Consider the following 22,258-nt stretch of genomic DNA (forward strand, 5'->3'; position numbering starts at 1 on the left):
TACGCCAACCTTGACTTGGTGACGTTCCTGGCGCGTATTCGCCAGGAACGCCACCCCAGCCCGGAAGATCAGACGGCCGCCGGAATCCTCTTGGGGAGGGCGCGCCCGTCCAGCGACACCGGGTTCGGCTCCTGGTGCGGCGCGCACGATGCGCGCCGCACCGGTGTCTTTCCGGTCAGCAGGTACGTCTCCAGGTGCTTGTTGACACAGGCGTTGGGACCGCCGCCGATGCCGTGCGTACCGGCGTCCCGCTCGGTGACCAGCGCCGCGCCCGGCAGCCGCTCCTGCAGCTCCAGGGCCCCCTGGTACGGCGTCGCCGCGTCACGCTCGGCGGCCAGGATCAGTGTGGGCGGCAGTGCGCCGCGCTCGGCGCGCACGTCCACCGGCTGCTGCCGGGGCGCCGGCCAGTACGCGCAGGGCAGATTCATCCACGCGTTGTCCCAGGTCTCGAACGGCGCGCGCTCGGCGAGCTGCGAGTTGTCGCGGTCCCAGGTCCTGAAGTCGGTCGGCCAGGTGGCGTCGTTGCACTCGACGGCGGTGTAGACGGCGTTGCCGTTCTCGTTGGCCCTGGCGTTCTCGGGCCGGGGGGCGGCCTGCTCGATCAGCGGGGCGGGATTGCCCTTCACGTACGCGGACAGGGCGCTCGCGCGCGTCGCCCACACCTCGTCGTAGTAGCCGGTCTGCAGATAGGCGGCCTGGAGCTGGCCGGGCCCGACCTTGCCGCCTGCGGGCCTGACCGAGAGTTCGGCGCGCACCTTGGCGTAGCTGTGCGCGACGGCGTCCGCGGTGTCGCCGAGGCCGTACGTCTTGTCGTGCTTGGCGACCCAGGTGCGGAAGTCGGCCCAGCGGCTCTCGAAGGCGGCCGACTGGTCGAGGTTGTTGCGGTACCAGATGCGGGACGGGTCCGGGTTGACCACCGAGTCGAAGACCATCCGGCGTACGTGCGAGGGGAAGAGCGTGGCGTACACCCCGCCGAAGTAGGTGCCGTAGGAGGCGCCCACGAAGTTGAGCTTCGGCTCCGCGAGGGCGGCGCGCAGGACCTCCAGGTCGCGGACGTTGTTGAGGGAGGTGTAGTGCCGCAGGGCGGGTCCCGCGTTGCGGGCGCAGCCCTGCGCGTAGGTCTTCGCGCGGGCGATCCGCTCCTTCTTGTACGAGTCGGAGGGGTGCACCGGCGACTGGGTGGGCGCCTGGGCGAAGTCCTCGGGGTCCATGCAGGAGAGCGGGGCGGAGCGGCCCACCCCGCGCGGTGAGTAGCCCACCAGGTCGTAGGCCGCCGCGATCTTCTTCCACTCCGCCAGCCCGGCGACCAGCGGGAAGTACATGCTGGAGGCGCCGGGGCCGCCGGGGTTGTACACCAGCGCGCCCTGGCGTCCCGCGCGCTGGGTGGTCGTCAGACGGCTGACGGTGAGGTCGATCTGCTTGCCGTCGGGCGCCGCGTAGTCGAGCGGGACCTTGACCGTGCCGCACCGGATCGGGGCGGGCAGCGACTCGGACGCCGGGCACGGGCCGAACCTCACTCCGGACTTCCGCGCGCGCTCCGCGGCCAGCTGCGTGCCGTGCGCCTCGGGGGAGCCGTGGAGGGCGGGGGTCAGCGGTGTGTTGACGCTCCCGGCGGGGGCCGCGGCGAGGGCGGTCAGGACCAGGGAACCGAGGGTGGTGGCGGCTCCGTACAGCGCTAGTGCTCTCATCGCGATCCCTTGTTCTGTGCCGAAGCGTCGTGCGCCGACTGCCGTGATGGACAAAAGGGATACTTGGCAAGGTAGTTGACGATGTAAAGCACCTGTGTGCGGTGTCGGGGTCATTGACCCCGATGCGCGGGACGCGGACGCTCCACGGGCCCGGCGAGCGCGGTGCGCAGTTGCGGATCGGGTATCGCCCCTATCCCGCCGAGGGCGACGGACACGAGAAGTGCCTGTCCGCCGGGGAGAGCGCCATTCCCGAGGCCGTCGTGGCCGTCCGGGCCGTGGCCGTCGGTGGGGCGCGGCAGCTCCCGCAGACGGGCCAGTCCGGCGGCGGAGGCCCAGCGGACGTACGGGTGGACCTCCAGGCGGGCGATGGCCAGACAGCCCAGGGTGAGGACCAGCGGCAGCGAGAACCACAGTGCGGCCTCGCCCCGCTCCGCCGGTTCCTGCGGCAGGACGAGCACCGACACCACGGCCAGCGCCAGGACCAGGACGAAGGACCGGCGCACCGCCCCCACCCCGGCGGCCACCGCGTGCCGGGCGTGCTCGGGGACGGCGAGGCCCGAGGCGACCAGCCGATCGGAGAGCTCCCGCACCGGGTCTGCCGCCGCCACCCCCGCCCGTACCGCGGTCGTACGTGCCTGCCCGCCGGGACCCGCCGCACCGATCGCCGCACACTCCAGGGCGTTCGTCCCGCGCGGGGCGACGACGGTCGTCCAGCCGGTGTGCGCGAGCATCAGGCGGCGGCCGGCGTGCATGGTCACCAGGGTCAGATCGGCGACCCGCTCCGGCCCGCCGCTGAGGAACGCCGTCTCGGGAAGCGTCAACGCGCCCTCCTGGGGCGGGACGTCGGGCACCGGGCTGTCGGCGGCGGCGACCACCGTGGCGGCGATGCACAGGCGGGCGCAGGCGGCGAGCGCGGCGAGCCAGGAGACGAGCAGGAGGGCGACCCAGAACATGCCGGATTTCTATGCGAGGCGCGGGGCCTTGCGCTATGGCGTGTCCATGATGTGGGCAGGGTGTGGTGGTTCCGTCACCTTCCGACGAGGGCGGCGGCGGCCCGTACGAGGCGGGTGGCGCGGGTCGGCGGGCGGGCGTCGGTGCGGTCCTGCCACCAGTGGGTGAGGGCGCGGCGGGCGGCCGGGGTGAGGGTCGCGTGCGCGAGGGCGTGCTCCGCGAAGTCGAGTGCGTCGCGTCGGTAGCCGGACCGGAGCGGGCGGCCGGCCGCGTACGAGAAGAAGGCCGGCCGGAAGCCGGTGCTGCCTGCGCTGCTCGTGCTGCCCGTACTGCCTGAGCTCAGGCCGCTGCCGTGGCCGGCGCCGAGGATCTGCGGCAGTTCGGGGGCGACCTTGGCGACGATGTCGGCACGCTTGGCGGTCAGGGCGCGGGCCTGGACGCGCAGGCGGGGGCCGTCGAACCCCTCGGGGACAGGCCCCGCGGCGACGAGGGCTTCGAGCAGGGCGGCCTGGGAGAGGGCGAGCCGCTGGCGGGCGGGGTCGGTGGCGGTGGAGGCGGCCTCGGACCCGGTCGCTGCCTGCCTCTCCACGGGCCCGCCGGCTGCCTGCCCCCCCACGGGCCCGGTGGCTGCCTTCGCCCCCACGGGCCCGGTGGCTTCCTCCGACCCCTCGGGGGCGGCTCGCACGGGACTGACGGTCCCCCTGATCAGTTCCAGTTCCGCGGCGAGTTCGTGCGCCGCCGGGAAGTTCTCGTCCCGTTCCAGCAGGACGCCCGGCGGGGTGGCCCGGGAGCGCAGGGCGGCCAGGACGTTCAGGACGGGTTCGGTCACCGGATGGGCGTGCGTGTCGTGCCAGACGCCGTCCCGTTCCGTGCCGCCCGCCACATGGACGTACGCGATCGCGTCCAGTGGCAGCTCGTCCAGCGCGCTTTGCGGGTCCTCGCCCCGGTTGACGTGGTTCGTGTGCAGGTTGGCGACGTCGATGAGCAGGCCCACCCCGGTCCGCTCCACCAGCTCCGCCAGGAACTGGCCCTCCGTCAACTCCTCGCCCGGCCAGGCGATCAGCGCCGCGATGTTCTCCAGTGCGAGCGGCACCGGCAGCTGGTCCTGTGCGATTCGGACGTTCTCGCACAGCACGCGCAGCGCGTCCCAGGTGCGCGGCACGGGCAGCAGGTGGCCCGCCTCCAGCAGTTGCGAGGCGGTCTGCGCGCCTCCTGCCCGTACGAACGCGATGTGCTCCGTCACCAGCGGTGCCCCCAGCGCCTCCGCACGCGCCGCCAGGTCCGCGAGCCTCGCCGGGTCCGGACGGTCCGCGCCGCCGATGCCGAGCGCGACACCGTGCGGGATCACCTTCGTACCCCGCGCACGCAGCCGGCGCAGGGAGTCGGGGAGGTGGCCGGGGCAGATGTTCTCCGCCACCACCTCCACCCAGTCGATGCCGGGCAGCGCCTCGACCGTGTCGGCGATCTCCGGGCGCCAGCCGATGCCGACCCCCAGATGTGTCCGCCTGTCCATGTGTCCCCCTCATGCGGTCCCCGCCGTGCCCTGTGCAGGGGTCATGGCCCCGTGTCACCGCGCCGAATCCAAGGGGGAGGACGTTCAGAGGTTGATTTGAGGTTCCGGGCCGACTCGGGCCCCAGGAGTCACTGCCGTGCCGCCGGGTCACCGATCTCGCCCGCCGGGGGGCCCGAGGGCAGGGAGGTGAAGCTCTGGGTGCCCGTCGGTACGGCAGGGGCGGGCGCCGGGATCCGGCTGCCGGGCACGGGTGGGGGCGGTCCGGTGGGGCTGGCGGTCGCGTCGCCCGCCGCCTCGTTGGCGATGGCATCGAAGTCGACCAGGCCGGTCGCCTCCAGCATGGTGATGTGATCGAGGACGGTCTGGTTGGAGGCGTCCGCGAGCTGCCGGATCAGCGCGTTGCGGGTGCTGTTGCGGACCTGGGCGATCACGGCGAAGACCTTGCCGTGGGCGCGCCGGAGCAGGTTCGCGAAGAGGCGTTCGTACGTCGGCCCGGTCGAGGCCGTCAGTTCGCGCAGCCAGCCCTGTTGTTCCGGGGTCGGCTGGTTGGGCAGTTCCACGCCGAGCTGGGAGGCCACGGAGCGGGCCCGCGCGTCCAGGTCGGTGTGACCGACGACGAGGTGGTCCCCGGCTGCCTTGACCGACTGGCTGGGCGCCCGCTCGATCGCCTGCTGTCCGGCGGGCAGCTCCCACAGCCCGGCCAGGCGCACCTTCACCAGCAGGTCGCGGTCGACGGCGGTCAGCGGACCCCATCTGGTGCTCACCGTCGACGCCGCCAGATTGGCCTGGCCGGTGCCCGAGCGGTCGGCGTACGACCAGACGGGGAACGCGAGCGCGGCGAGGGTGGCGAGCAGGGCGGCGACGACGAGCGCGGTGCCGTTGACGCGGCGCAGCAGGGCGAAGAGGGCGGTGGGCATGTGCGGGTCTCCGAACGCGGTGCGTGGTGTGCTGCGGTACTCGGGTACGCCGTCGAATCAACCGCCAAGTGCCTTGATCCTTCAGTCACTTGGCGGCATTCGTGGATACGTGTGAGACACGCGACACGTTCAGGTGAACGAGTGCCGACCGCGGTGGCCCACCGCGGGGGATCCGGTGTGTGCCCGCCGCGGGGGCTCCCGTCTGTGCCGCCGCGAGTTCCCGCCGCCCTCGCGGGTGGCCGCGTCCGGTTGTCCGGTTACGGGTCAGCCGTGCCGGGCCGGGCGCAGCGCCGGGTGGTCGGCGACCACCGTGCACGAGCCGGGGGCGATCTCCGTGAAGCCCGCGTCGCGGACCACCGGCAGTCCCGAGCCGGACAGTTCGCGCCACCGGGCCGCAGGCGCCGTACGGACGGCCAGCGGGAAGCCCGCGTCGCGCCAGGCGGCGCGGTCCTCCCCGCCCAGCTCCCACCAGGCGAGCTGCGCGCCGTGGCCCGCCTGCGCCATGGCCTTGCCCGCCGACATGTCCAGATCGGGGCTCATCCACAGCACGGGCACGCCCGGGTCCGGGGCGTCCGGCTCCCGCGGGTCGTCCAGATCGGTCCCGGACACCTGGAGCTTGGCCAGCTCCTTCGGCCAGCCGTCCAGCGGCACCGGCGGGAAGACGCGCACCTCGGCCGCCTTCCCGGTCACGGTGATCCCCGGCAGTTCCGACGCCTTGCGCCACTCGGCGCCACGCGCCCGCCGCACCACCTTGCGGATCCGGGCGTCCTGCCAGTCCCGTACCGCCTGCGCCCACTCACCGGCGTCCTCGCCGGTCCCCGTCGCCCGCGCGTCGGACAGCATCACCAGCACCGCGCGCGCCGCCGTCTCCAGCGCGTCCGTGCGCGCCGGGGGGTCGGTCTTCTCGATGTGCACGACGAGGGGGAGTACGTACTGGGGCGCGTCGTCGCGCGGATCCGCGGCGCGGTCGCGATCCGGGGTGTCGTTGCTGCTCATGCGGCCAAGTTTGCCAGGGTGTGATGGCGGGCTCCTTGTGGGACCAAATCCGGACGCGGGAGGATGGGGGCCATGAAGAGTGATCTTTTTGCGTCAGAGAACATGGCCCAGCCGGCCTCCGTCGCCGGCATGACCCTGCAGAACGCCAAGTCGGTGAAGTACGTCGTCAACGGCGAGATGCAGGCCCGGCAGGGCGCGATGATCGCCTACCGCGGCAACCTCCAGTTCGAACGCAAGGGCCAGGGCATCGGCGGCATGCTCAAGCGGGCCGTCACCGGCGAGGGCCTCCCGCTGATGGCGGTGCGCGGACAGGGCGAGGCGTGGTTCGCGCACGAGGCGCAGAACTGTTTCATCGTCGACATCGAGCAGGGCGACGCCCTCACCGTGAATGGCCGCAACGTGCTGTGCTTCGACTCGACGCTCTCCTACGAGATCAAGATGGTGAAGGGCGCGGGCATGACCGGTGGCGGCCTCTTCAACAGCCTCTTCACCGGGTACGGCAAGCTCGCCGTCGTCTGCGACGGCACCCCGCTGGTCATCCCGGTCACCGGCCAACTCCCGGTGTACGTGGACACGGACGCCGTGGTCGGCTGGAGCGCCCAGCTCAACACCTCGCTGCACCGCTCGCAGTCCGTCGGCTCGATGATCCGCGGCGGATCGGGCGAGGCGGTGCAACTCATGCTGCAGGGCGAGGGGTTCGTCATCGTACGGCCGAGCGAACTCACCCAGCCGAAGGCGACGGCGAACTGAACCGCGCGAACCTGACCCTGGTCAACGCGGGGCGCCGTTACGGGCCGGGCGGCGCATGGGTGCTCCGTGGGATCGACCTGGAGCTCGCCCCCGGCGTCCTGGCGCGCTTCCAGGGCGCCAACGGCACCGGAAAGTCGACCCTGTTGAGGATGCTCGCCGGGATCGACGCGCCCACCGAGGGCCGGATCGGGGGCCGCCCCGGCAGGGTGGGTTACGTCCCCGAGCGCTTCCCCGGCGCGCTGCCGCTGACCGCGCTCGGCTATCTGGTCCACCTCGGCCGCGTTCACGGTCTCGGCCGCGCCGAGGCGAGGGCGCGGGCGGGGGAGTGGCTGGAGCGGTTCGGGGCGGCCGGGCACTCCCGTACACCGCTGTCCGAACTCTCCAAGGGCACCGCACAGAAGGTCGCCGTCGCTCAGGCGCTCCTCGCCGCACCGGAGTTGCTGGTGCTCGACGAGGCGTGGACCGGCCTCGACGAGACGGCCAGGGGCGAGCTGGACCGGGCGGTGGCGGAGCGGGTCGCCGCAGGCGCGACGGCCGTGTTCGTCGACCACGACCCGCGACGGCTGGCGGGGGCCGTCGACGTGGCCTACCGGGTGGCGGGGACCGGCCTGGAGCTCGTCAACCCCTGTGCGGGTGAGGAGGGTTCGGCGTCGGGGCCGCGGGTGCGGATCCTCGCGACCGGTCCGCGCGGGGCGGCTCTGCCGTCGGGCCTGCCCGGGGTGCTCTCGGCCGGGCAGCGGGCCGACGGGAGTACGGAGCTGACCGTGGCGGCGGCGCACTCGGACGGGGCCCTGCGGGCACTTCTGGGTGCCCGGCCGCCGTGGCACGTACGGGAGGTGTCCGCACCGGACACGGCACAGGCCGAGCCCGACCGGCCGGCCAGGGAACGGGAACAGGAACGGGAACAGGAACGGGAATGGGAACGGGAACAGGCGTGAACGCACTGCTGGGGTACCAACTCGCCCTCCTCGCAAGGTCGCAGCGATGGCTCGCCCCCGTCCTCCTCTACGCCGCCTTCCTCGCCATCGGCGTCCAGGGCGGCCAGCCCGTCCTCGACTCACTCGGTTACGGTGCGGCCGTCCTGCTGCCCGTCGCCGCCTGGCTCGTCCGGGTCTGCGTCACGAACGAACCTCCGGCAGCCCGGCACTGCGCCGCCGCGGCCACCACCCCGGCCCGCGTGCACCTGGCCACGCTGCTCACCGCCGCCGGCTGCACGGCGGCACTCGGCTCGCTGGGCACCGGGTTCGTGGTGCTGGTCAGCAACTGGGCGGACACCGGCGGCGGTGTCCGCGTCTCCCCGCTGCCCGCCGCTACGGCCGGTCTCCTGGCGGCCTTCACCTGTGCGCTGCTCGGCACGGCCGTCGGGGCGCTGTGCAACTGGCCACTGCTGCGGGGCACCGGCTGGGGCATCGCACTCACCGCGCTCGGCGCACTGTTGGCGTTGGTCATGGTCGGCTCGCCCGCGCGGACGGCGGTGACAGGCCTGGTCAGCGGCTCGCACACCGGGACGGCCGCGGTCCCGCTGCTGCCGTTCACGGCGGCGGCGCTGCTCGCGGCGGGGGTGGGCGCGGTGGCCTGCCGCCTGTCCGCTCGGCGCAGCTGAGTAATCTCGCCCCATGCGCGAACAGAAGGACGAACAGAAGGTCGAGCAGAAGGTCGAGCAGAAGGACGAACGGCCGGGCGGGCCGGGTCGGGTCCCGATGGCGGACTGTGTGCTGTGCGGGAAGCCCACCGATTATCCGGAGACGGTCCGGGGCGTCGTGCACTGTCCCGTCTGCGAGTGGCAGGAGGGACAGCGCACGGCCTGTTCCGGCTAGGTGTTCTTCTGCTGGCGGGCTCCCGCGCCGATCAGCGAGGACACCTTCACGAAGCGGTATCCCTTCTTCCGGAGCTCGGGCACGATCCGTCGCAGCGCCTTCTCGGTCACCGGGGCCGCGCTGCGCGTGCAGTGCATCACCACCAGCGACCCGGGCTTCACGCCGGCCAGCACCTGCTCCGTCACCGCGTCCGCGTCCGTCGCGAAGGCGTCGCCGCTGACCACGTCCCACTGCACCGCCGTCACCTTCGCGGGCCCGAGGCTGCGCAGCGCCCGGTCGTCGTAGCAGCCGCCGGGGAAGCGGAAGTACGGCACCACGTTGCGCGCGCCCGCCTTGCGGAACGCGGCGAACGCCCGGTCCACGTCCGCCTTCATCGCGCCCGGCTCGACGGTCGGCAGTCCGTAGCAGGGCGACTTGAAGGCGTGGTGGCTATACGAGTGGTTCGCGATCTCGAAGAGCGGGTCGGTGCCGATCGAGCGTGCCTGGTCCGGGTACTCCTCGGCCCACCGCCCCGTCATGAACACCGTCGACGGCACCTTCCAGCGGCGCAGCGAGGAGATCAGCGCCGGGTTGTCGAAGTGCTCGCCGCGGCCCGCGCGCGGGCCCTGGTCGGCGGTCATGTCCGCGTCGAAGGTGAGCGCGACGACCTTGTCCCGGCCGAGCCCGCGGGCCCGCTCGAAGACGGGCGTGAGTCCGCCGGGGCCTGCCGCGACGGTCGGTGGTGCGGTCGGGGACGGGGGAGCGGGGGACGGGGACCCGGAGGCGGAGGACGACCGGCGTGCGTCCGGGGTACTCCCGGGATCACCGGCCCGGCCGGCCCCCTCGCTCCCACAACCGGTCAGAACCGCACCGACAATCGCCACCGCGAGCATTCTTCGTACAAAAATGGTCACTCACGGAAAGTAGCCGATCATTTCCGTTCGGTACGTCAGCGGCACGGCATGCATACGATCAGTAATACTCTCTGGGTGACTGCACTTCTTACGCCGAACTCCGGACCGGACCGAGGCGGCGTCCGCGTCCGGCGGGCCACCGCCCGCGATGCCAAGCGCCTCACCCGGCTCGTCCGCACCTCACGGGCCTACGAGGGACCGTACGAGTCGATGGTGGCGGGATACCGGGTCGGTCCCGACTACGTCGAGCACCACGAGGTGTACGTGGCCGAGTCGGAGCAGGGCGTCGTCCTCGGCTTCTACGCACTGGTCCTGGAGCCGCCGGAGCTGGATCTGATGTTCGTCGCGGACGCGGCCCAGGGTCTGGGCATCGGCCGCGTGCTGATCGCCCATCTTTGCGGGCGTGCGCGGGAGGAGGGGCTGGCGGAGGTGCGGATCGTCTCGCACCCGCCGGCGGAGGGTTTCTACCGGAGCGTGGGGGCGGAGCGGGTGGGGGTTGTTGCGGCGAACCCGCCGGTGGTGCTTTGGGATCGGCCGGAGATGGTCATGCGGTTGTGACTGCGTCGCGGATGCAGTGGGTGCGGGGCGGGGGCGGGGGCGGGGGCGGGGACGTAGGCGTGGGCGGGGGTGCGGGAGGGCGCGGGGGCGGGCGGGCGCGGTAGGGGTGCGCTCCGCGTGGGGGCCGCCCCCTTGCCCACCCGTTCCGCCCCCGGGGGGCGGCCCCGGTGCCCAAGGGGGCGGGGGTGGGGTGGGAGGGGGCGGCCCGCTGCCCAAGGGGGCTCGGAGGGGTGGGGTGGGAGGGGGCGGCCTCGGGGGGGGGGGTCTAGTTTTCCCAGGGGCCGGTTACGGCGAAGGTGGTGCCGGGGGTGTAGCAGTTGACGTACATCGTCGACTGGTCGGGGGAGAACGTGACCCCCGCGAACTCGCCCCACTCCGGCTTCTGCGGCGTGCCGATGTTCTGCCGGCCGCGGGCCATCGCGTACACCTGACCCTTCCTGCTCAGACCGAAGACGTGCTGCGCGCCCTCGCCGTCCTCGCAGACCATCAGCCCGCCGCTCGGCGCCAGACAGATGTTGTCGGGGGACTCCCCGGGCAGCTGGACGTCCGTCGAGGGGCCGAAGACCACGACCAGCGTCAGCCGCCGCCGCTTCGGCTCGTACTTCCAGATCTGCCCGAAGTGGTCGCGGGCCGAGCCCTCCTTCGTACGGGCGAAGCTGGAGACGAAGTAGACGACACCGTCACCCCAGTAACAGCCCTCCAGCTTCTGGGCGTGCGTGATGCCCTTGGGGCCGAAGTCCTGGAAGCGGATCGGGGTCCCGGCCGCGAGCGGATCGGGGACCGGCACCCACTCCACCCCGCCGAAGCTCCTGCCCGTCTCGTGCACGGCGGACAGGTCCGGTACGCCCGGGACCCGCATGGCCTCCAGCGTGCCCCCGGCCCGCAGCGAACCGACCCCGCCGCACGGTTTCTTCGGCAGGAACCGGTAGAAGAGGCCGAAGGGGCGCTCGAAGGCGTCCTCGGTCTCGTAGACGATGCCGCTCCTGGGGTCGACGGCGATCGCCTCGTGCTGGAAGCGGCCCATCGCGGTCAGCGGGACCGCGCCCGAGCGGTGCGGGTCGGACGGGTCGACCTCGAAGATGAAGCCGTGGTCCTTGGTGTAGCCGTTGGTGCCGGCCTTGTCCTCGGTCTCCTCGCAGGTCAGCCAGGTCCCCCAAGGGGTGGGTCCGCCCGCGCAGTTGACGGCGGTCCCGGCGATGCCGACGCGCTCGTCGAGGACGTTGTTGCGGCCGTCGAGGGTGAGGACCGTGCAGCCGCCCTTGCCCGCCGGGTCGTAGGTGAGGCCCTTGACGGTGGGGACGGGGACCGTGGCCGTGACCCGGTTCTCGTGGTTGCGCACCAGATGGACCCGGCCGCGCCGGCCTCTGAGGGCCGTCATGCCGTCGTGGTTGCTCGGCACCGGCCCCTCGCCGGAGCGCAGCGGGTCGCCCTCGCGGGAGAGGACCTTGTAGCGGAAGCCCTTGGGGAGGTCGAGCAGGCCCTTGGGGTCGGTCACCAGCGGGCCGTACCCCGCACGGCCGTGCCCACCGCCGCGCGGCCCGGCAAGTGCTGTACCCGCGAAGACTTCGGAGAGGGCGCCGGTGAAGGCGATACCGGCGCCCACCGAACCTGCACGGGCGAGGACTTGGCGCCGCGAGGCACCGCCGGGCGGGGCGTCGGCGGAAGCCCGCGTGACGGGCGAGGACGAGCTGACGGGCGAATCAGACATGAGGCAACTCCCTGCTGGCGGACAGGAATGTGACCCGCACGTGTGTACCACGCAACTGGTGACACGTGAACCGTACGAGCCACAATCGACCTCACCGGTACACCTGACGGCCCAGCACCGACGCCGCCTTCGCCGGCCGCCGGGGGTGCTCCGGCGCGGCGTGCCACGCCGGAGCACCCCCGGACCACGTCGGATCAGACGAGCGTGGCGCTCAGCGTGATCTTCGTGCCCGAAAGCGCCTGGCTTACCGGGCAGTTGGCCTTCGCGTCCTCGGCCGCCTTGGTGAAACCGGCCTCGTCGAGACCCGGCACCTCGCCCTCCACGGTGAGGTGGATGCCGGTGATGCCGGTGCCCGGCTGGAAGGTCACCGCGGCGGCCGTGGTGATCCGGGTCGGGGTGTGACCCGCGCCGGACAGACCGTGCGAGAGGGCCATCGAGAAGCAGGAGGAGTGCGCGGCGGCGATGAGCTCCTCGGGGCTCGTCTTGCCGTTCGCCTCCTCGGCGCGCGACGGCCAGGACACGGCGTACTCGCCGGCGTGCGAGGAGTCGAGCGAGACGGTGCCCTCGCCGTCCGTGAGGTTGCCGGTCCAGACGGTGTGCGCGTTACGGATGGTGGCCATGGTGAATCCCTTCGAGAACGGACAAAAGAATCAACGTCCCCGAACCTACTGTGCGACGAGCCCCTTGGCGTCCCGTGCCAGCGCCGTGAGCCGGGAGATCGCCCGGAAGTACTTCTTCCGGTAGCCGCCGTTCAGCATTTCGTCACTGAACAGCCGGTCGAACGGCAGCCCGGAGGCGAGCACCGGCACCTCGCGGTCGTACAGCCGGTCCGCCAGCACCACGAGCCGCAGCGCCGTCGACTGGTCGGGCACCGGGGTGACCCCGGTCAGGCAGACCGCCGCGAGGCCGTCGGTCAGCGCGCCGTACCGGCTCGGATGCACCTTCGCGAGATGGTCGAGCAGCGCGGGAAAGGCGTCCAGGCTCGCGCCCCCGGTCGCGTGCGCGGCCCGGGTGACCTGCTCGTCGGTGTACGGCGGCGGGGCCTCGGGCAGGCCACGGTGCCGGTAGTCCTCGCCGTCGATGCGCAGCGGCCTGAAGTGCGCCGAGAGCCCCTGGATCTCGCGCAGGAAGTCGGCGGCGGCGAACCGGCCCTCGCCGAGCTTGCCCGGCAGCGTGTTGGAGGTCGCCGCCAGTGCCACGCCCGCCTCGACCAGCCTGCTGAGCAGCGAGGACACCAGGACCGTGTCGCCCGGGTCGTCCAGCTCGAACTCGTCGATGCACAGCAGCCGGTGCCCGCTGAGGGTCGCCACGGTCTGCTGGAAGCCGAGCGCGCCGACCAGGTTCGTCAGCTCCACGAAGGTGCCGAAGGCCTTCAGCGACGGCTCGGCGGGCGTCGCGTGCCAGAGGGAGGCCAGCAGGTGGGTCTTGCCCACGCCGTACCCGCCGTCGAGGTACACCCCGCGCGGTCCGGCCGGCCGCGCCGCGGGCTTCTTCGCGAACCAGCGCCGCTTCCCGCTCTCCGGCGCGGACCCGAGACCCGCGGCGAAGGCGCTCAGCACGGTGACCGCCTCGGTCTGGCTCGGCTGCTTCGGGTCGGGGACGTAGGTGTCGAACCGTACGGAGTCGAAGCGCGGCGGCGGCACCATCTCGGCCACGAGCCGGTCGGCGGGGACGCGGGGCTCGCGGGCGCACAGGGAGAGGGGTGCCGCGTCGGATATGGGGTCTGGCCCCGGCTCGGACACGGACGGCGACTGCTGCGGAGACGGCTGAGAGGACGACACAACCATCCACTCTAAGCTCCGCGGGCACCGTGCCAGACTGCATGCCATGCGACGCCTGTTCCCCGTGACCGACGAAGTGACCGACGAAGTGACCGACCGGACAGCGCTCACCGCCGACGGCGGGTGGAGCCTGGACGCGCTGGCGGACGCCTACGCGTATCCGCAGGACCAGAAGGTGTGGCTGCGCGCCAACATGGTCAGCTCGCTGGACGGCGCTGCCCAGCACGACGGCCGGTCCCGGCCGATCTCCTCGGAGACCGACATGCGGATCTTCGGCACCCTGCGGGCCCTGGCGGACGTGGTCGTGGTGGGTGCGGAAACGGTACGCCTGGAGGGCTACCGGCCCGCCCGCGCCCGGGACGCCTTCGCGGAACGCCGCAAGGCGGCCGGTCAGGGACCCGCCGCGGCGATCGCCGTCGTCAGCGCGAGCCTCGACCTGGACTTCTCGCTTCCGCTTTTCGTCTCCCCGCTCGTACCGACGCTGGTCCTGACCGGGGCGACCGCGCCCCTGGAGCGTGTCCGCGCGGCCCGCGAGGCCGGGGCCGAGGTGCTGGTCGCGGGGGACGGCGGGCGGGTGGAACCGGCCAAGGCGGTCCAGGCCCTCGCCGAGCGCGGCCTGACCAGGCAGCTCACCGAGGGCGGGCCCCGGCTGCTGGCCCAGTTCGTCGCGGCCGGCGTGCTGGACGAGCTCTGTCTGACGGTGTCCCCGATGCTCACGGCGGGCCGCGCCCAGCGGATCGCCGACGGACCGGGACCCGAGGTTCCGGACCGCTTCGCACTGGCGTCGATCCTGGAGGAGGACGGGTTCCTGTACACCCGGTACCGTCGGAATCCAGTCGAAAAGTGATCATTGGTCTAGGGTCGACAAACGACGGAATTTGTCGTTCCGGTTAGCCATCGGCGGGCACACTTACCTCGCGGTCCCCGTGCGTGCACGGGGAAGGATGGTTTCCGCAAGGTTTCGCGGCGGCAGGTGCGCACAGGCGTACGGGCCAGAGAAGGAGAAAGGGCGCCCGACATGTTCACGAGCGTATTGATGATCGAGAAGCCCCTCACTGCGGCCGACGTCGAGTTCGTCACGACCCTGCACGGCGACGAGGCCGTCTCGTTCGTGGTTCTGATGCAGCCACGCGGCGACCAGGCCGACGTACTGCTGAGAGCCATCGACGACGTGGCGCTGGGCGAACTGGACGAAGCCGTCCGCGAGGGCGAGGAGCCCGAGGGCGCCGACGCCAGGCCCGTCGCCGACCAGGCCCTGGCGGTCTCCCTGACGGCGCTGCGCCAGTCCGGCAGCGAGGCGGTCGGCCGGGTGGTCGAGGAGCACCCCCTGGACCTGCTGAAGTCGGTGGTCGACGAGACGGGCGCGGACGAGGTCATCGTCCTGACGGCGCCGCACTACGTGGAGGAGTTCTTCCACCGCGACTGGGCGTCCCGGGCACGCCACAAGGTCGGCGTACCGGTGCTCAAGCTCTTCTCGCACAGCGAATAGGCTGGGGCTTCTCTTCCGCCAAGAACCACTGGAGAACCGCATGGCACCCGGCATCCCGACCGCTCTGGACCGACCGCACTTCATCGGCATCGGCGGCGCCGGAATGTCGGGCATCGCCAAGATCCTCGCCCAGCGGGGCGCGAAGGTCGCGGGCAGCGACGCCAAGGAGTCCGCCACCGCCGAGGCACTGCGCGCACTGGGCGCCACGGTGCACATCGGGCACGCGGCGGGCAACCTGGCGGACGACGCCACCTCCGTCGTGGTGTCGTCCGCGATCCGCGAGGACAACCCGGAACTGGTCCGCGCCGCCGAGCTCGGCATCCCGGTGGTGCACCGCTCCGACGCACTGGCCTCCGTCATGGACGGCATGCGCTCGATCGCGGTCGCCGGCACCCACGGCAAGACCACGACCACCTCGATGCTGGCCGTGGCGCTCAAGGAACTGGGTCTCGACCCGTCCTACGCCATCGGCGGCGACCTGGCGGGCCCCGGCACCAACGCCACGCACGGCGAGGGCGACATCTTCGTCGCCGAGGCGGACGAGAGCGACCGCAGCTTCCACAAGTACGACCCCCAGGTCGCCATCGTCCTCAACGTCGAGCTCGACCACCACGCCAACTACGCCTCGATGGACGAGATCTACGAGTCCTTCGAGACGTTCGCCGGCAAGATCGTCCCCGGCGGCACCCTGGTCGTCAACGCGGACCAGTCGGGCGCCGTCGAGCTTGTCGCCCGCCTCCGCGACCTCTCCATGCTCAACATCGTCACGTACGGCGACTCCGCGCAGGCCGACGTACGGGTCCACAAGGTCACCCCGCGCGGTCTGACCAGCGAGGTCACCGTCCTGATGGACGGCAAGTTCCTCACCTTCACGGTCTCGGTCCCCGGCGCGCACTACGCGCACAACGCCGTCGCCGCCCTCGCGGCAGGCGTCGCCCTCGGTCTGCCCGCGCACAACCTGGCCTCCGCGCTCGGCAAGTACACCGGCGTCAAGCGCCGCCTCCAGCTCAAGGGGGAGGAGGCCGGCGTGCAGGTGATCGACTCCTACGCGCACCACCCCACCGAGATGACCGCCGACCTGGAGGCGATGCGCGGAGCCGCCGCCGACTCGCGACTGCTGGTCGTCTTCCAGCCGCACCTCTTCTCCCGCACCCAGGAGCTCGGCAAGGAGATGGGCGAGGCGCTCGCCCTCGCGGACGCCTCCGTCGTCCTCGACATCTACCCCGCCCGCGAGGACCCGATCGAGGGCGTCACCAGCGCCCTGATCGTGGACGCCGCGAAAGAGGCGGGCGCCGAGGTGACGGCGGTCTCCGACAAGACCACGATCCCCGAGGTGGTCGCGGGAATGTCCCGCCCCGGCGATCTCGTTCTCACCATGGGCGCGGGCGACGTGACGGACCTGGGCCCCGAGATCCTGGCCCGGCTCGCTCAGAAGTAGCCGAAGCACGAAGCAAGACGAGAAGGGGACGGACGCACCATGGCGTACGACATCGAGAAGCCCGACGAGCAGTGGCGCGCGGAACTGAGCCCGGCGGAGTACGCGGTGCTCCGCCAGGCCGGCACCGAACCCGCAGGCGTCGGCGAGTACACCGACACCAAGACGGCCGGTGTCTACTCCTGCCGCGCCTGTGACGCCGAGCTGTTCCGCTCGGACACCAAGTTCGAGTCGCACTGCGGCTGGCCGTCCTTCTACGACCCGAAGGACACCGACGCGGTCGAGCTGATCTCCGACACCTCCCACGGCATGGTCCGCACCGAGGTCCGCTGCGCCCGCTGCGGCTCCCACCTGGGCCACGTCTTCGAGGGCGAGGGGTACGCGACCCCGACGGACCAGCGGTACTGCATCAACTCGATCTCGCTGCGGCTGACGCCGGACGGCGAGTAACCCGGGAGCGTTGCCCCGGCGCGTCCTGATCCCGCTCGGCCGTCCTTCGGACGACGCCGGGCGGGATCCCGCCGTTCAGGCCTGCGCGAGGAAGGCGGTCCAGGCGGCGGGGGAGAGGGCCAGCTCGGGGCTGTCGGCGAGCTTGGAGTCACGGACGTGGACGGTGGTGGGGGAGGTGGCTACTTCTACGCAGTCGTCGCCGGAGCTGCTGCTGTAGCTGGACTTGTGCCAGGAGAGGGCTACTTCTACGCAGCTGTCGCCTGAGCTGCTGCTGTAGCTGCTCTTGAACCATGCCAGCTCGGTTGTGCTCATGTTTCTCCTCGCATCATCCGCTGCATCAAGCTCAGAGAGTCCTTGGCAGTCAGAGCCTGAGAGGTCATCCTGGCATACCGTAACTTGAGGGTGCTGACCACTTTCAGGTCGGTGAAAATGAGGCCGCTCTCTTGACCTTCGACATATCCGAGCCACCTGTTGTCAGGTGTCTCCAGAAGGTGTAAAGACCCGTGCAGGCCTGCGTGTTCGCCTTGCGCCAGCGGCATGATCTGGATGGTGATGTTCCGCCGCTGAACCAACTTGACGAGGTGAGCAAGGAGCTCTTCCGTCGCTTCCGAGCCGCCCAGGCCCCGACGGAACAAGTGCTCCTCCAGGATGAACCCGAACGTCGTGTTCGGCCGCTCCTGGAGCAGTTGTTGCCGCTCCGTGCGGGCGTCCTGCTGTGACTCGATCTGCTCGTCGCTCAGCGGCGGAAGGTGTTCCGAGTGCAGCGCCTTGCTGTACTTCTCCGTCTGCAACAGGCCCGGGACGACCCGGCATTCGTACGTGTAGAGGGTGATCGCCCTCCTCTCGAACTCCGCCCACTGCCGGAACCACTTCGCCAGCCCCGGCTTCCGCGCCAGATGCTTTGCCGCACCCTTGATCGCCCCGAACGCGTCCAGTACGTCCTCCGACCGCTCCACGAACGGCCCCGGCGGGAAGCGGCGGCCCTGTTCGACCGAGGCGACGGTCGGTAGCGAGTACCTGACCAGTGGCGCGAACTGTTCCTGTGTGAGGCCCGCCCGTTTCCTGAACGCCTTGACGACCTCGCCGAACGCCTTGAGGCTGTCCGTGCTCTCCGGTTCGCCGCCGTTCTCCGCACCGTCCGTGTCGTACGTCATCCCGCTCACCTCTCGCGCCGCACGTCTCCCCGCGCCATCAACAGAGCCATGGTTACGGCCTGTTACTAGTCGCGTCTACGGTGCGTACCCGTACGCTGCCGCAGCGTACGGGTTGCTGATCTGGTGAACAGCGCCTGCTCAGCGCCACATTGGGCCCATGACGCACATGACGCCACTCTCGACCCAGCAAGTCGCGGTCACCGTACGTACGTTCGCGCAGCTGCTCAGCCCGACCGGGCGCGGTGCCCGCCTCGCCCGGCAGCTCGCCCTGCACCAGTGCCACGCCTGGGGCATTCCGTACGGCAGCGAGGCCTCCGACGCCGTCGCGCACATCGTGGCCGAGCTGGCCGCGAACGCCGTGACCCACGGCCGGGTGCAGGGGCGGTGCTTCGAGTTGCGGCTCGTACAGCTCGACCACTCCACGGACGCGCTCCTGCGCATCGAGGTGTCGGACGCGCGCGGCGAGCGGCGCCCTCCGCAGCCGGGAGCCTTGTGCGAGCCCGGTCCCGACGCGGACGCCGGGCGCGGGCTCCTCCTGGTGGAGGCGCTGGCCGACCGGTGGTCCGTGCACGACCGGGAGCCCGGCGGGAAGACCGTACGCGCGGAGATCGACCTGCGGTGAGGGGGAGGGTGCGGGGTCAGGCCGGGGACTCCAGTGCCAGCGCCGCGAAGGTGGCCAGCCAGTGGTCCGTGGTGAAGTCCCCGGAGCCGGTGTGCGGAAGGGCCGCAGCCAGGTGGGCCTTGGCGGAGGTACGGAGGAGGGCGGTGCGGGGGTCCGTCGAGGGGAGGGCGGCGGCCAGGTTGCGCAGGGCGTACGCGCGGCTCAGGGAGAGCCCGATGAGGTGGCCGATCTGCGGGTCGGCCGGGTCCGCGACGGTGGGCGGGACGAGGATCGGGGAGCCGGTGCCGAGGGCCGGGAGGAAGCGGTCGAGCCAGACGGCGAACGCCTCCGGCGCCAGCACCCTGCGTACCGCGTCCGCCTCGGTCAGCGCGGGCGAGAGGAAGTCCTGGCCGGAGGGTTCCCAGTGGGCGGGGGCGTCGTGGTCGTCCGCGAACCAGCGGAGGAGGGTCTCGCTCACGGGAGCCGTCAGCTCGGGGTGGCCGCTGTCCAGGACCAGGCCTAGGGCGAAGGCGCTGTTGGCGTGCGTGCCGTGCCGTACCGGGTAGGTGGCCTTGGGCAGCCAGGCCCGTACGAGAGCGGCGACGGTCCGGACGGCCGGCGCGAGCGCATCCGCCCACCGGGTACCGGCCGCACCGCCCAGTGCGCGGCACTCCGCTTCGAGCAGGAGCAGCCAGGCCCAGCCGTAGGGCCGCTCGAAGGTGGGGTGGGCCGCCAAGTAGTGTGCCTCGGCGCGGAGGTGAGCCGTCGTCAGGTGTCGGTCCAGTACGGCGGTGACGGCCTCGGCGTCGATCTCGTCCGCGTACCGGCGCAGCAACCGTACGAGCAGCCAGTGCATGTGGACGGACGAGTGCCAGTCGTACGCCCCGTAGAACGCGGGGTGCTGTTCGCGCGGGGCGAGGACGTCGTCCGGGCCGGCGATCAGGTGCATCGGGGCGTAGGGGTAGGGGCGGGTGACGTTGGCCGCCGCGACCTGGGAGAAGGTACGGGCGTGGGTGGCGAGCGGGCGCCGGTCGGGCGGGGCGGTCCTCGGTGCCGGGTGAGTGCTCAATGTGTTGCTCCTTCCGCGACGCGCAGGTCCGTCTCCGTGGTCAGCGCGGCCGTGATGATCGCGCGCAGGCCGTCCGCCATGGCGGGGACGGGGAGGGAGGGGAGCGCGCGGGCGCTGACCTGCTCCGGGGCGTACGGCACGTGGACGAAGCCGCCGCGCAGGGCCGGGAACTCGGTGGCGGCGAGGTGGGCCAGGCCGTAGAAGACGTGGTTGCAGACGAAGGTTCCCGCGGTCTGCGAGACCGACGCGGGCAGGCCCGCCTCCCGTACCGCGGCCACGCACGCCTTGACCGGGAGCGGGGCGAAGTACGCGGCGGGACCGCCTGCTACGACCGGTTCGTCGACGGGCTGGTTGCCCGCGTTGTCGGGGATGCGGGCGTCGTCGACGTTGACGGCCACGCGCTCGACGGTGAGGTCGGGACGGCCGCCCGCCTGGCCGACGCACAGGACCAGGTCGGGGGCGAAGTCGGCGACGGCGGCCCGGAGTTCGTCGTTGGCGCGGCCGAAGACGCAGCTGAGCCGGACGGTGTGCAGGGTGATGTTCTCGGGCGGTGCGTCCCGTACCAGGGACACCGCCTGCCAGGACGGGTTCACGTCCTCGCCGCCGAACGGCTCGAAGCCGGTGAGCAGGACGCGGGGGAGCTGAGACATGGGGGGTTCCTTGTGCGGCTGGTTCCGGCCCGGGTCACGGGGTCAGAAGGCGAAGAGGGAGATGACCGCGATGTTGCAGACCAGCAGCGCGCTCGCCGTCGGGATCTGCGCCTTGATCGGCCCGTACTGGTCCTTGAGCTCCAACAGCGCCGCGGGCACCAGGTTGAAGTTGGCCGCCATCGGGGTGCAGAGCGTGCCGCAGAAGCCCGACAGCATGCCGACCGCGAGCACGACGGCCGGATCACCGCCACCCGACTGGATCAGCACCGGCCAGCCGATCGCCGCCGTCATCACGGGGAACGCGGCGAACGCGTTGCCCATGATGATCGTGAAGAGGGCCATGCCCAGGCAGTAGACGAGGACCGAGACGTAGATCATGCCGCTCGGCAGCACGGCCTCGGTGATCTTTCCGACCTGCTCGCCGACGCCCGTCTTCTGGAAGATCGAGCCGAGTACGGCGAGGAGTTGGGGCAGCAGCATGGCCCAGCCCATGGCCTCGACCATGTTGCGTCCCGCGTGCACGGGAACGGTGATGCTCTTCTCGCGGAGCAGGACCATCCCGACGGCGAGCGCGACCAGTGCGCCGATGCCGAGACCCAGGATGGTCTCGCTGCCCTCCTGGAAGATCGGCTCGCCGCCGATGTGGATCTTCTTCAGCAGGGTCGCGCACAGCATCGCCACGACGGGAATCGTCAGCGCCGGGATGAACAGCCTGCTGCCGAAGCGGACGGCGGAGGCGGCGCGCTGCTCGGGGGTGGTGGTGTCCACCTTGCCGCGCCCGGTGAAGCCGCAGCCCGCCAGGACGATCATGATCAGGACGAGTACGCCGAGGGGCTCGGCGGGAGCCGACTTGTCGACCACCCAGGTGCTGTAGACGAAGCCGATGCCGAGCAGGCCCCAGAAGGCGGCGGTGCCGAGCCGCTTGGGATTCGTACGGTCCAGGAACATCTGGGCCGCCATCAGCAGGAAGATGGCGCCGATGAGCCAGTAGAACCACTCTGCCTTGATCACTTGGCCGTCTCCTTGTCAGCTGCGGAGGCGTCACCGGCCGGACCTGCCGTCAGCTCGCGGGCCATCTGGCGGTCGAGGCGCAGCAGGCGTGCGCCGTGGATGAGGAAGGCGCAGACGGCGGTCGGGATCGCCCACAGGGCCAGGTGCAGGGGTTCGAGGTGCTGGTTGTACGTGGTGTTGACGAAGCCGGTGATCAGCAGGATCGAGCCGATGGCCAGGAAGCAGTCCTCGCCGAAGAACAGACCGACGGTGTCGGCGCCGGAGGAGTGCGAACGCACCTTCTCGCGCCACTTCTCGGGGAGCGGTCCGTACTTCTTCTCCGCCGCGGCCTCCGCCATCGGCGCCACGAGCGGGCGCACGGTCTGGGCGGGGCCGCCGAGGCTGGTGAGGCCGAGGGCCGAGGTGAGCTGGCGCAGACCGAGGTACAGGGTGAGGAAGCGGCCGGTGGTGAGCTTGGTGAAGCGGGAGATCAGCCGGCGGGCCTGCTCCTGGAGGCCGTAGCGCTCCAGCAGGCCGATCACCGGCAGGGTGATCACGAAGATCGTCACGGACCGGCTGGAGGCGAAGCCCTCGCCGAACGAGGCGAGCACCTCGCGCGGCGACAACCCTCCGAGCAGGCCGGTGGCTATGCCGGCGACGCCGACCACCAGCAGGGGGTTGCGTCGGGTGGCGAAGCCTGCGATCACCACGGCGACGCCGAGAAGGACGATCATGCGTCGCCCGCCTTCCAGTCGGTCGGTCTCATTCCGCAAGAGCGGACTAGCGGAGTCCGGTGACAGTAAGGTATTGCTCAACAATCCCACAATGGTTTCCGGCATACGGATTTT

General features: G+C 71.6%; 25 protein-coding genes. 10 read left to right on the forward strand and 15 right to left on the reverse strand.

Annotated features, from left to right (window positions below; translation table 11 throughout):
- Window positions 1–68: 68 nt before the first annotated feature.
- The 5 genes from ACIQM4_RS01410 to ACIQM4_RS01430 form a co-directional block, all read right to left on the reverse strand.
- The gene (locus ACIQM4_RS01410) at window positions 69–1,688 is read right to left on the reverse strand and encodes an alpha/beta hydrolase (protein ID WP_401584374.1); all 1,620 of its coding nucleotides are present in this window, start codon (window positions 1,686–1,688) and stop codon (window positions 69–71) included.
- Window positions 1,689–1,798: 110 nt separating this feature from the next.
- Window positions 1,799–2,641 carry a TIGR04222 domain-containing membrane protein gene (locus ACIQM4_RS01415; RefSeq protein ID WP_401584377.1) on the reverse strand — a complete coding sequence of 281 codons (843 nt, stop codon included), beginning with the start codon at window positions 2,639–2,641 and terminating at the stop codon, window positions 1,799–1,801.
- Window positions 2,642–2,715: 74 nt separating this feature from the next.
- The gene (locus ACIQM4_RS01420) at window positions 2,716–4,152 is read right to left on the reverse strand and encodes a DUF692 family multinuclear iron-containing protein (RefSeq protein WP_401584380.1); all 1,437 of its coding nucleotides are present in this window, start codon (window positions 4,150–4,152) and stop codon (window positions 2,716–2,718) included.
- A gap of 128 nt (window positions 4,153–4,280) precedes the next feature.
- Window positions 4,281–5,045 carry a DUF4142 domain-containing protein gene (locus ACIQM4_RS01425; protein ID WP_401586012.1) on the reverse strand — a complete coding sequence of 255 codons (765 nt, stop codon included), beginning with the start codon at window positions 5,043–5,045 and terminating at the stop codon, window positions 4,281–4,283.
- A 288-nt stretch (window positions 5,046–5,333) separates the two neighbouring features.
- On the reverse strand, window positions 5,334–6,065 hold the full coding sequence (locus tag ACIQM4_RS01430) for a peptidyl-tRNA hydrolase (protein WP_401584382.1): 732 nt from the start codon (window positions 6,063–6,065) through the stop codon (window positions 5,334–5,336).
- Window positions 6,066–6,137: 72 nt separating this feature from the next.
- On the opposite strand from ACIQM4_RS01430, the gene ACIQM4_RS01435 reads away from it, so the two are divergent.
- The 4 genes from ACIQM4_RS01435 to ACIQM4_RS01450 are packed head-to-tail and all read left to right on the forward strand — an operon-like array spanning window position 6,138 to window position 8,632.
- Window positions 6,138–6,815: an AIM24 family protein gene (locus tag ACIQM4_RS01435; RefSeq protein ID WP_401584385.1), complete on the forward strand. Its 678-nt coding sequence runs from the start codon at window positions 6,138–6,140 to the stop codon at window positions 6,813–6,815.
- Window positions 6,816–6,874: 59 nt separating this feature from the next.
- Window positions 6,875–7,753 (forward strand): ATP-binding cassette domain-containing protein, encoded by an 879-nt coding sequence (locus ACIQM4_RS01440; protein WP_401584388.1) that lies wholly within the window; start codon window positions 6,875–6,877, stop codon window positions 7,751–7,753.
- Complete coding sequence (locus tag ACIQM4_RS01445) at window positions 7,750–8,418, forward strand: ABC transporter (RefSeq protein ID WP_401584391.1); 669 nt, start codon at window positions 7,750–7,752, stop codon at window positions 8,416–8,418. Before ACIQM4_RS01440 ends, ACIQM4_RS01445 begins: the two co-directional genes overlap by 4 nt.
- Window positions 8,419–8,431: 13 nt before the next feature.
- Entirely contained in the window at window positions 8,432–8,632 is a 201-nt protein-coding gene (locus ACIQM4_RS01450; RefSeq protein ID WP_401584393.1) for a hypothetical protein, read from the forward strand.
- On the opposite strand, the gene ACIQM4_RS01455 is transcribed toward ACIQM4_RS01450, so the two are convergent.
- A complete protein-coding gene (locus ACIQM4_RS01455) occupies window positions 8,629–9,504 on the reverse strand; it encodes a polysaccharide deacetylase family protein (protein WP_401586015.1) in 876 nt (291 codons plus the stop codon). The genes ACIQM4_RS01450 and ACIQM4_RS01455 overlap by 4 nt on opposite strands.
- A gap of 69 nt (window positions 9,505–9,573) precedes the next feature.
- On the opposite strand from ACIQM4_RS01455, the gene ACIQM4_RS01460 reads away from it, so the two are divergent.
- Window positions 9,574–10,083 carry a GNAT family N-acetyltransferase gene (locus ACIQM4_RS01460; protein ID WP_401584396.1) on the forward strand — a complete coding sequence of 170 codons (510 nt, stop codon included), beginning with the start codon at window positions 9,574–9,576 and terminating at the stop codon, window positions 10,081–10,083.
- A 265-nt stretch (window positions 10,084–10,348) separates the two neighbouring features.
- On the opposite strand, the gene ACIQM4_RS01465 is transcribed toward ACIQM4_RS01460, so the two are convergent.
- From ACIQM4_RS01465 to zapE, 3 genes are all read right to left on the reverse strand, one after another.
- Complete coding sequence (locus ACIQM4_RS01465; RefSeq protein WP_401584399.1) at window positions 10,349–11,791, reverse strand: alkaline phosphatase PhoX; 1,443 nt, start codon at window positions 11,789–11,791, stop codon at window positions 10,349–10,351.
- A gap of 194 nt (window positions 11,792–11,985) precedes the next feature.
- Window positions 11,986–12,411 carry an OsmC family protein gene (locus ACIQM4_RS01470; RefSeq protein WP_401584401.1) on the reverse strand — a complete coding sequence of 142 codons (426 nt, stop codon included), beginning with the start codon at window positions 12,409–12,411 and terminating at the stop codon, window positions 11,986–11,988.
- 45 nt (window positions 12,412–12,456) lie between these two features.
- Window positions 12,457–13,578, reverse strand: a complete 1,122-nt coding sequence (gene zapE / locus ACIQM4_RS01475; RefSeq protein ID WP_401584404.1) for a cell division protein ZapE — start codon at window positions 13,576–13,578, stop codon at window positions 12,457–12,459.
- 40 nt (window positions 13,579–13,618) lie between these two features.
- On the opposite strand from zapE, the gene ACIQM4_RS01480 reads away from it, so the two are divergent.
- The 4 genes from ACIQM4_RS01480 (at window position 13,619) to msrB (ending at window position 16,946) form a co-directional block, all read left to right on the forward strand.
- The gene (locus ACIQM4_RS01480) at window positions 13,619–14,419 is read left to right on the forward strand and encodes a pyrimidine reductase family protein (RefSeq protein WP_401584407.1); all 801 of its coding nucleotides are present in this window, start codon (window positions 13,619–13,621) and stop codon (window positions 14,417–14,419) included.
- Between the two features lie 171 nt (window positions 14,420–14,590).
- Window positions 14,591–15,061: an indole-3-glycerol phosphate synthase gene (locus tag ACIQM4_RS01485; protein ID WP_401584409.1), complete on the forward strand. Its 471-nt coding sequence runs from the start codon at window positions 14,591–14,593 to the stop codon at window positions 15,059–15,061.
- 40 nt (window positions 15,062–15,101) lie between these two features.
- Window positions 15,102–16,499 (forward strand): UDP-N-acetylmuramate--L-alanine ligase, encoded by a 1,398-nt coding sequence (gene murC / locus ACIQM4_RS01490; RefSeq protein WP_401584411.1) that lies wholly within the window; start codon window positions 15,102–15,104, stop codon window positions 16,497–16,499.
- 39 nt (window positions 16,500–16,538) lie between these two features.
- Window positions 16,539–16,946 carry a peptide-methionine (R)-S-oxide reductase MsrB gene (gene msrB / locus ACIQM4_RS01495; RefSeq protein WP_401584414.1) on the forward strand — a complete coding sequence of 136 codons (408 nt, stop codon included), beginning with the start codon at window positions 16,539–16,541 and terminating at the stop codon, window positions 16,944–16,946.
- Window positions 16,947–17,021: 75 nt separating this feature from the next.
- Here the strand turns inward: msrB and ACIQM4_RS01500 are convergent, their stop codons facing one another.
- A complete protein-coding gene (locus ACIQM4_RS01500) occupies window positions 17,022–17,258 on the reverse strand; it encodes a DUF397 domain-containing protein (RefSeq protein WP_401584417.1) in 237 nt (78 codons plus the stop codon).
- A complete protein-coding gene (locus ACIQM4_RS01505; RefSeq protein ID WP_401584420.1) occupies window positions 17,255–18,100 on the reverse strand; it encodes a helix-turn-helix domain-containing protein in 846 nt (281 codons plus the stop codon). Before ACIQM4_RS01505 ends, ACIQM4_RS01500 begins: the two co-directional genes overlap by 4 nt.
- Before the next feature lie 166 nt (window positions 18,101–18,266).
- On the opposite strand from ACIQM4_RS01505, the gene ACIQM4_RS01510 reads away from it, so the two are divergent.
- The gene (locus tag ACIQM4_RS01510) at window positions 18,267–18,722 is read left to right on the forward strand and encodes an ATP-binding protein (protein ID WP_401586018.1); all 456 of its coding nucleotides are present in this window, start codon (window positions 18,267–18,269) and stop codon (window positions 18,720–18,722) included.
- Window positions 18,723–18,738: 16 nt separating this feature from the next.
- Here the strand turns inward: ACIQM4_RS01510 and ACIQM4_RS01515 are convergent, their stop codons facing one another.
- Genes ACIQM4_RS01515 through ACIQM4_RS01530 form a run of 4 tightly spaced genes read right to left on the reverse strand, consistent with a single transcriptional unit; the run spans window position 18,739 to window position 22,144 of the window.
- A complete protein-coding gene (locus tag ACIQM4_RS01515; RefSeq protein WP_401584423.1) occupies window positions 18,739–19,770 on the reverse strand; it encodes a DUF2891 domain-containing protein in 1,032 nt (343 codons plus the stop codon).
- Window positions 19,767–20,420, reverse strand: coding sequence for a pyroglutamyl-peptidase I (gene pcp, locus ACIQM4_RS01520; RefSeq protein WP_401584426.1), 654 nt, complete (start codon window positions 20,418–20,420; stop codon window positions 19,767–19,769). The genes ACIQM4_RS01515 and pcp overlap by 4 nt, the downstream gene beginning before the upstream one ends.
- Before the next feature lie 42 nt (window positions 20,421–20,462).
- Window positions 20,463–21,431, reverse strand: coding sequence for a DUF979 domain-containing protein (locus ACIQM4_RS01525; RefSeq protein ID WP_401584429.1), 969 nt, complete (start codon window positions 21,429–21,431; stop codon window positions 20,463–20,465).
- A complete protein-coding gene (locus tag ACIQM4_RS01530; protein ID WP_401584432.1) occupies window positions 21,428–22,144 on the reverse strand; it encodes a DUF969 domain-containing protein in 717 nt (238 codons plus the stop codon). The genes ACIQM4_RS01525 and ACIQM4_RS01530 overlap by 4 nt, the downstream gene beginning before the upstream one ends.
- Window positions 22,145–22,258: the final 114 nt, after the last annotated feature.

This window comes from Streptomyces sp. NPDC091272 (genome assembly GCF_044757485.1).
GTDB lineage: Bacteria > Actinomycetota > Actinomycetes > Streptomycetales > Streptomycetaceae > Streptomyces.

Excerpts from the sequence above, each read along its gene's own strand:
- ACIQM4_RS01410 (WP_401584374.1), bottom strand. The coding sequence starts at position 1,688 with ATGAGAGCACTAGCGCTGTACGGAGCCGCCACCACCCTCGGTTCCCTG.
- ACIQM4_RS01415 (WP_401584377.1), bottom strand. The coding sequence starts at position 2,641 with ATGTTCTGGGTCGCCCTCCTGCTCGTCTCCTGGCTCGCCGCGCTCGCC.
- ACIQM4_RS01420 (WP_401584380.1), bottom strand. The coding sequence starts at position 4,152 with ATGGACAGGCGGACACATCTGGGGGTCGGCATCGGCTGGCGCCCGGAG.
- ACIQM4_RS01430 (WP_401584382.1), bottom strand. The coding sequence starts at position 6,065 with ATGAGCAGCAACGACACCCCGGATCGCGACCGCGCCGCGGATCCGCGC.
- ACIQM4_RS01435 (WP_401584385.1), top strand. The coding sequence starts at position 6,138 with ATGAAGAGTGATCTTTTTGCGTCAGAGAACATGGCCCAGCCGGCCTCC.
- ACIQM4_RS01450 (WP_401584393.1), top strand. The coding sequence starts at position 8,432 with ATGCGCGAACAGAAGGACGAACAGAAGGTCGAGCAGAAGGTCGAGCAG.
- ACIQM4_RS01455 (WP_401586015.1), bottom strand. The coding sequence starts at position 9,504 with ATGCTCGCGGTGGCGATTGTCGGTGCGGTTCTGACCGGTTGTGGGAGC.
- ACIQM4_RS01460 (WP_401584396.1), top strand. The coding sequence starts at position 9,574 with ATGCATACGATCAGTAATACTCTCTGGGTGACTGCACTTCTTACGCCG.
- ACIQM4_RS01465 (WP_401584399.1), bottom strand. The coding sequence starts at position 11,791 with ATGTCTGATTCGCCCGTCAGCTCGTCCTCGCCCGTCACGCGGGCTTCC.
- ACIQM4_RS01470 (WP_401584401.1), bottom strand. The coding sequence starts at position 12,411 with ATGGCCACCATCCGTAACGCGCACACCGTCTGGACCGGCAACCTCACG.
- zapE (WP_401584404.1), bottom strand. The coding sequence starts at position 13,578 with ATGGTTGTGTCGTCCTCTCAGCCGTCTCCGCAGCAGTCGCCGTCCGTG.
- ACIQM4_RS01480 (WP_401584407.1), top strand. The coding sequence starts at position 13,619 with ATGCGACGCCTGTTCCCCGTGACCGACGAAGTGACCGACGAAGTGACC.
- ACIQM4_RS01485 (WP_401584409.1), top strand. The coding sequence starts at position 14,591 with ATGTTCACGAGCGTATTGATGATCGAGAAGCCCCTCACTGCGGCCGAC.
- murC (WP_401584411.1), top strand. The coding sequence starts at position 15,102 with ATGGCACCCGGCATCCCGACCGCTCTGGACCGACCGCACTTCATCGGC.
- msrB (WP_401584414.1), top strand. The coding sequence starts at position 16,539 with ATGGCGTACGACATCGAGAAGCCCGACGAGCAGTGGCGCGCGGAACTG.
- ACIQM4_RS01500 (WP_401584417.1), bottom strand. The coding sequence starts at position 17,258 with ATGAGCACAACCGAGCTGGCATGGTTCAAGAGCAGCTACAGCAGCAGC.
- ACIQM4_RS01505 (WP_401584420.1), bottom strand. The coding sequence starts at position 18,100 with ATGACGTACGACACGGACGGTGCGGAGAACGGCGGCGAACCGGAGAGC.
- ACIQM4_RS01510 (WP_401586018.1), top strand. The coding sequence starts at position 18,267 with ATGACGCCACTCTCGACCCAGCAAGTCGCGGTCACCGTACGTACGTTC.
- pcp (WP_401584426.1), bottom strand. The coding sequence starts at position 20,420 with ATGTCTCAGCTCCCCCGCGTCCTGCTCACCGGCTTCGAGCCGTTCGGC.
- ACIQM4_RS01530 (WP_401584432.1), bottom strand. The coding sequence starts at position 22,144 with ATGATCGTCCTTCTCGGCGTCGCCGTGGTGATCGCAGGCTTCGCCACC.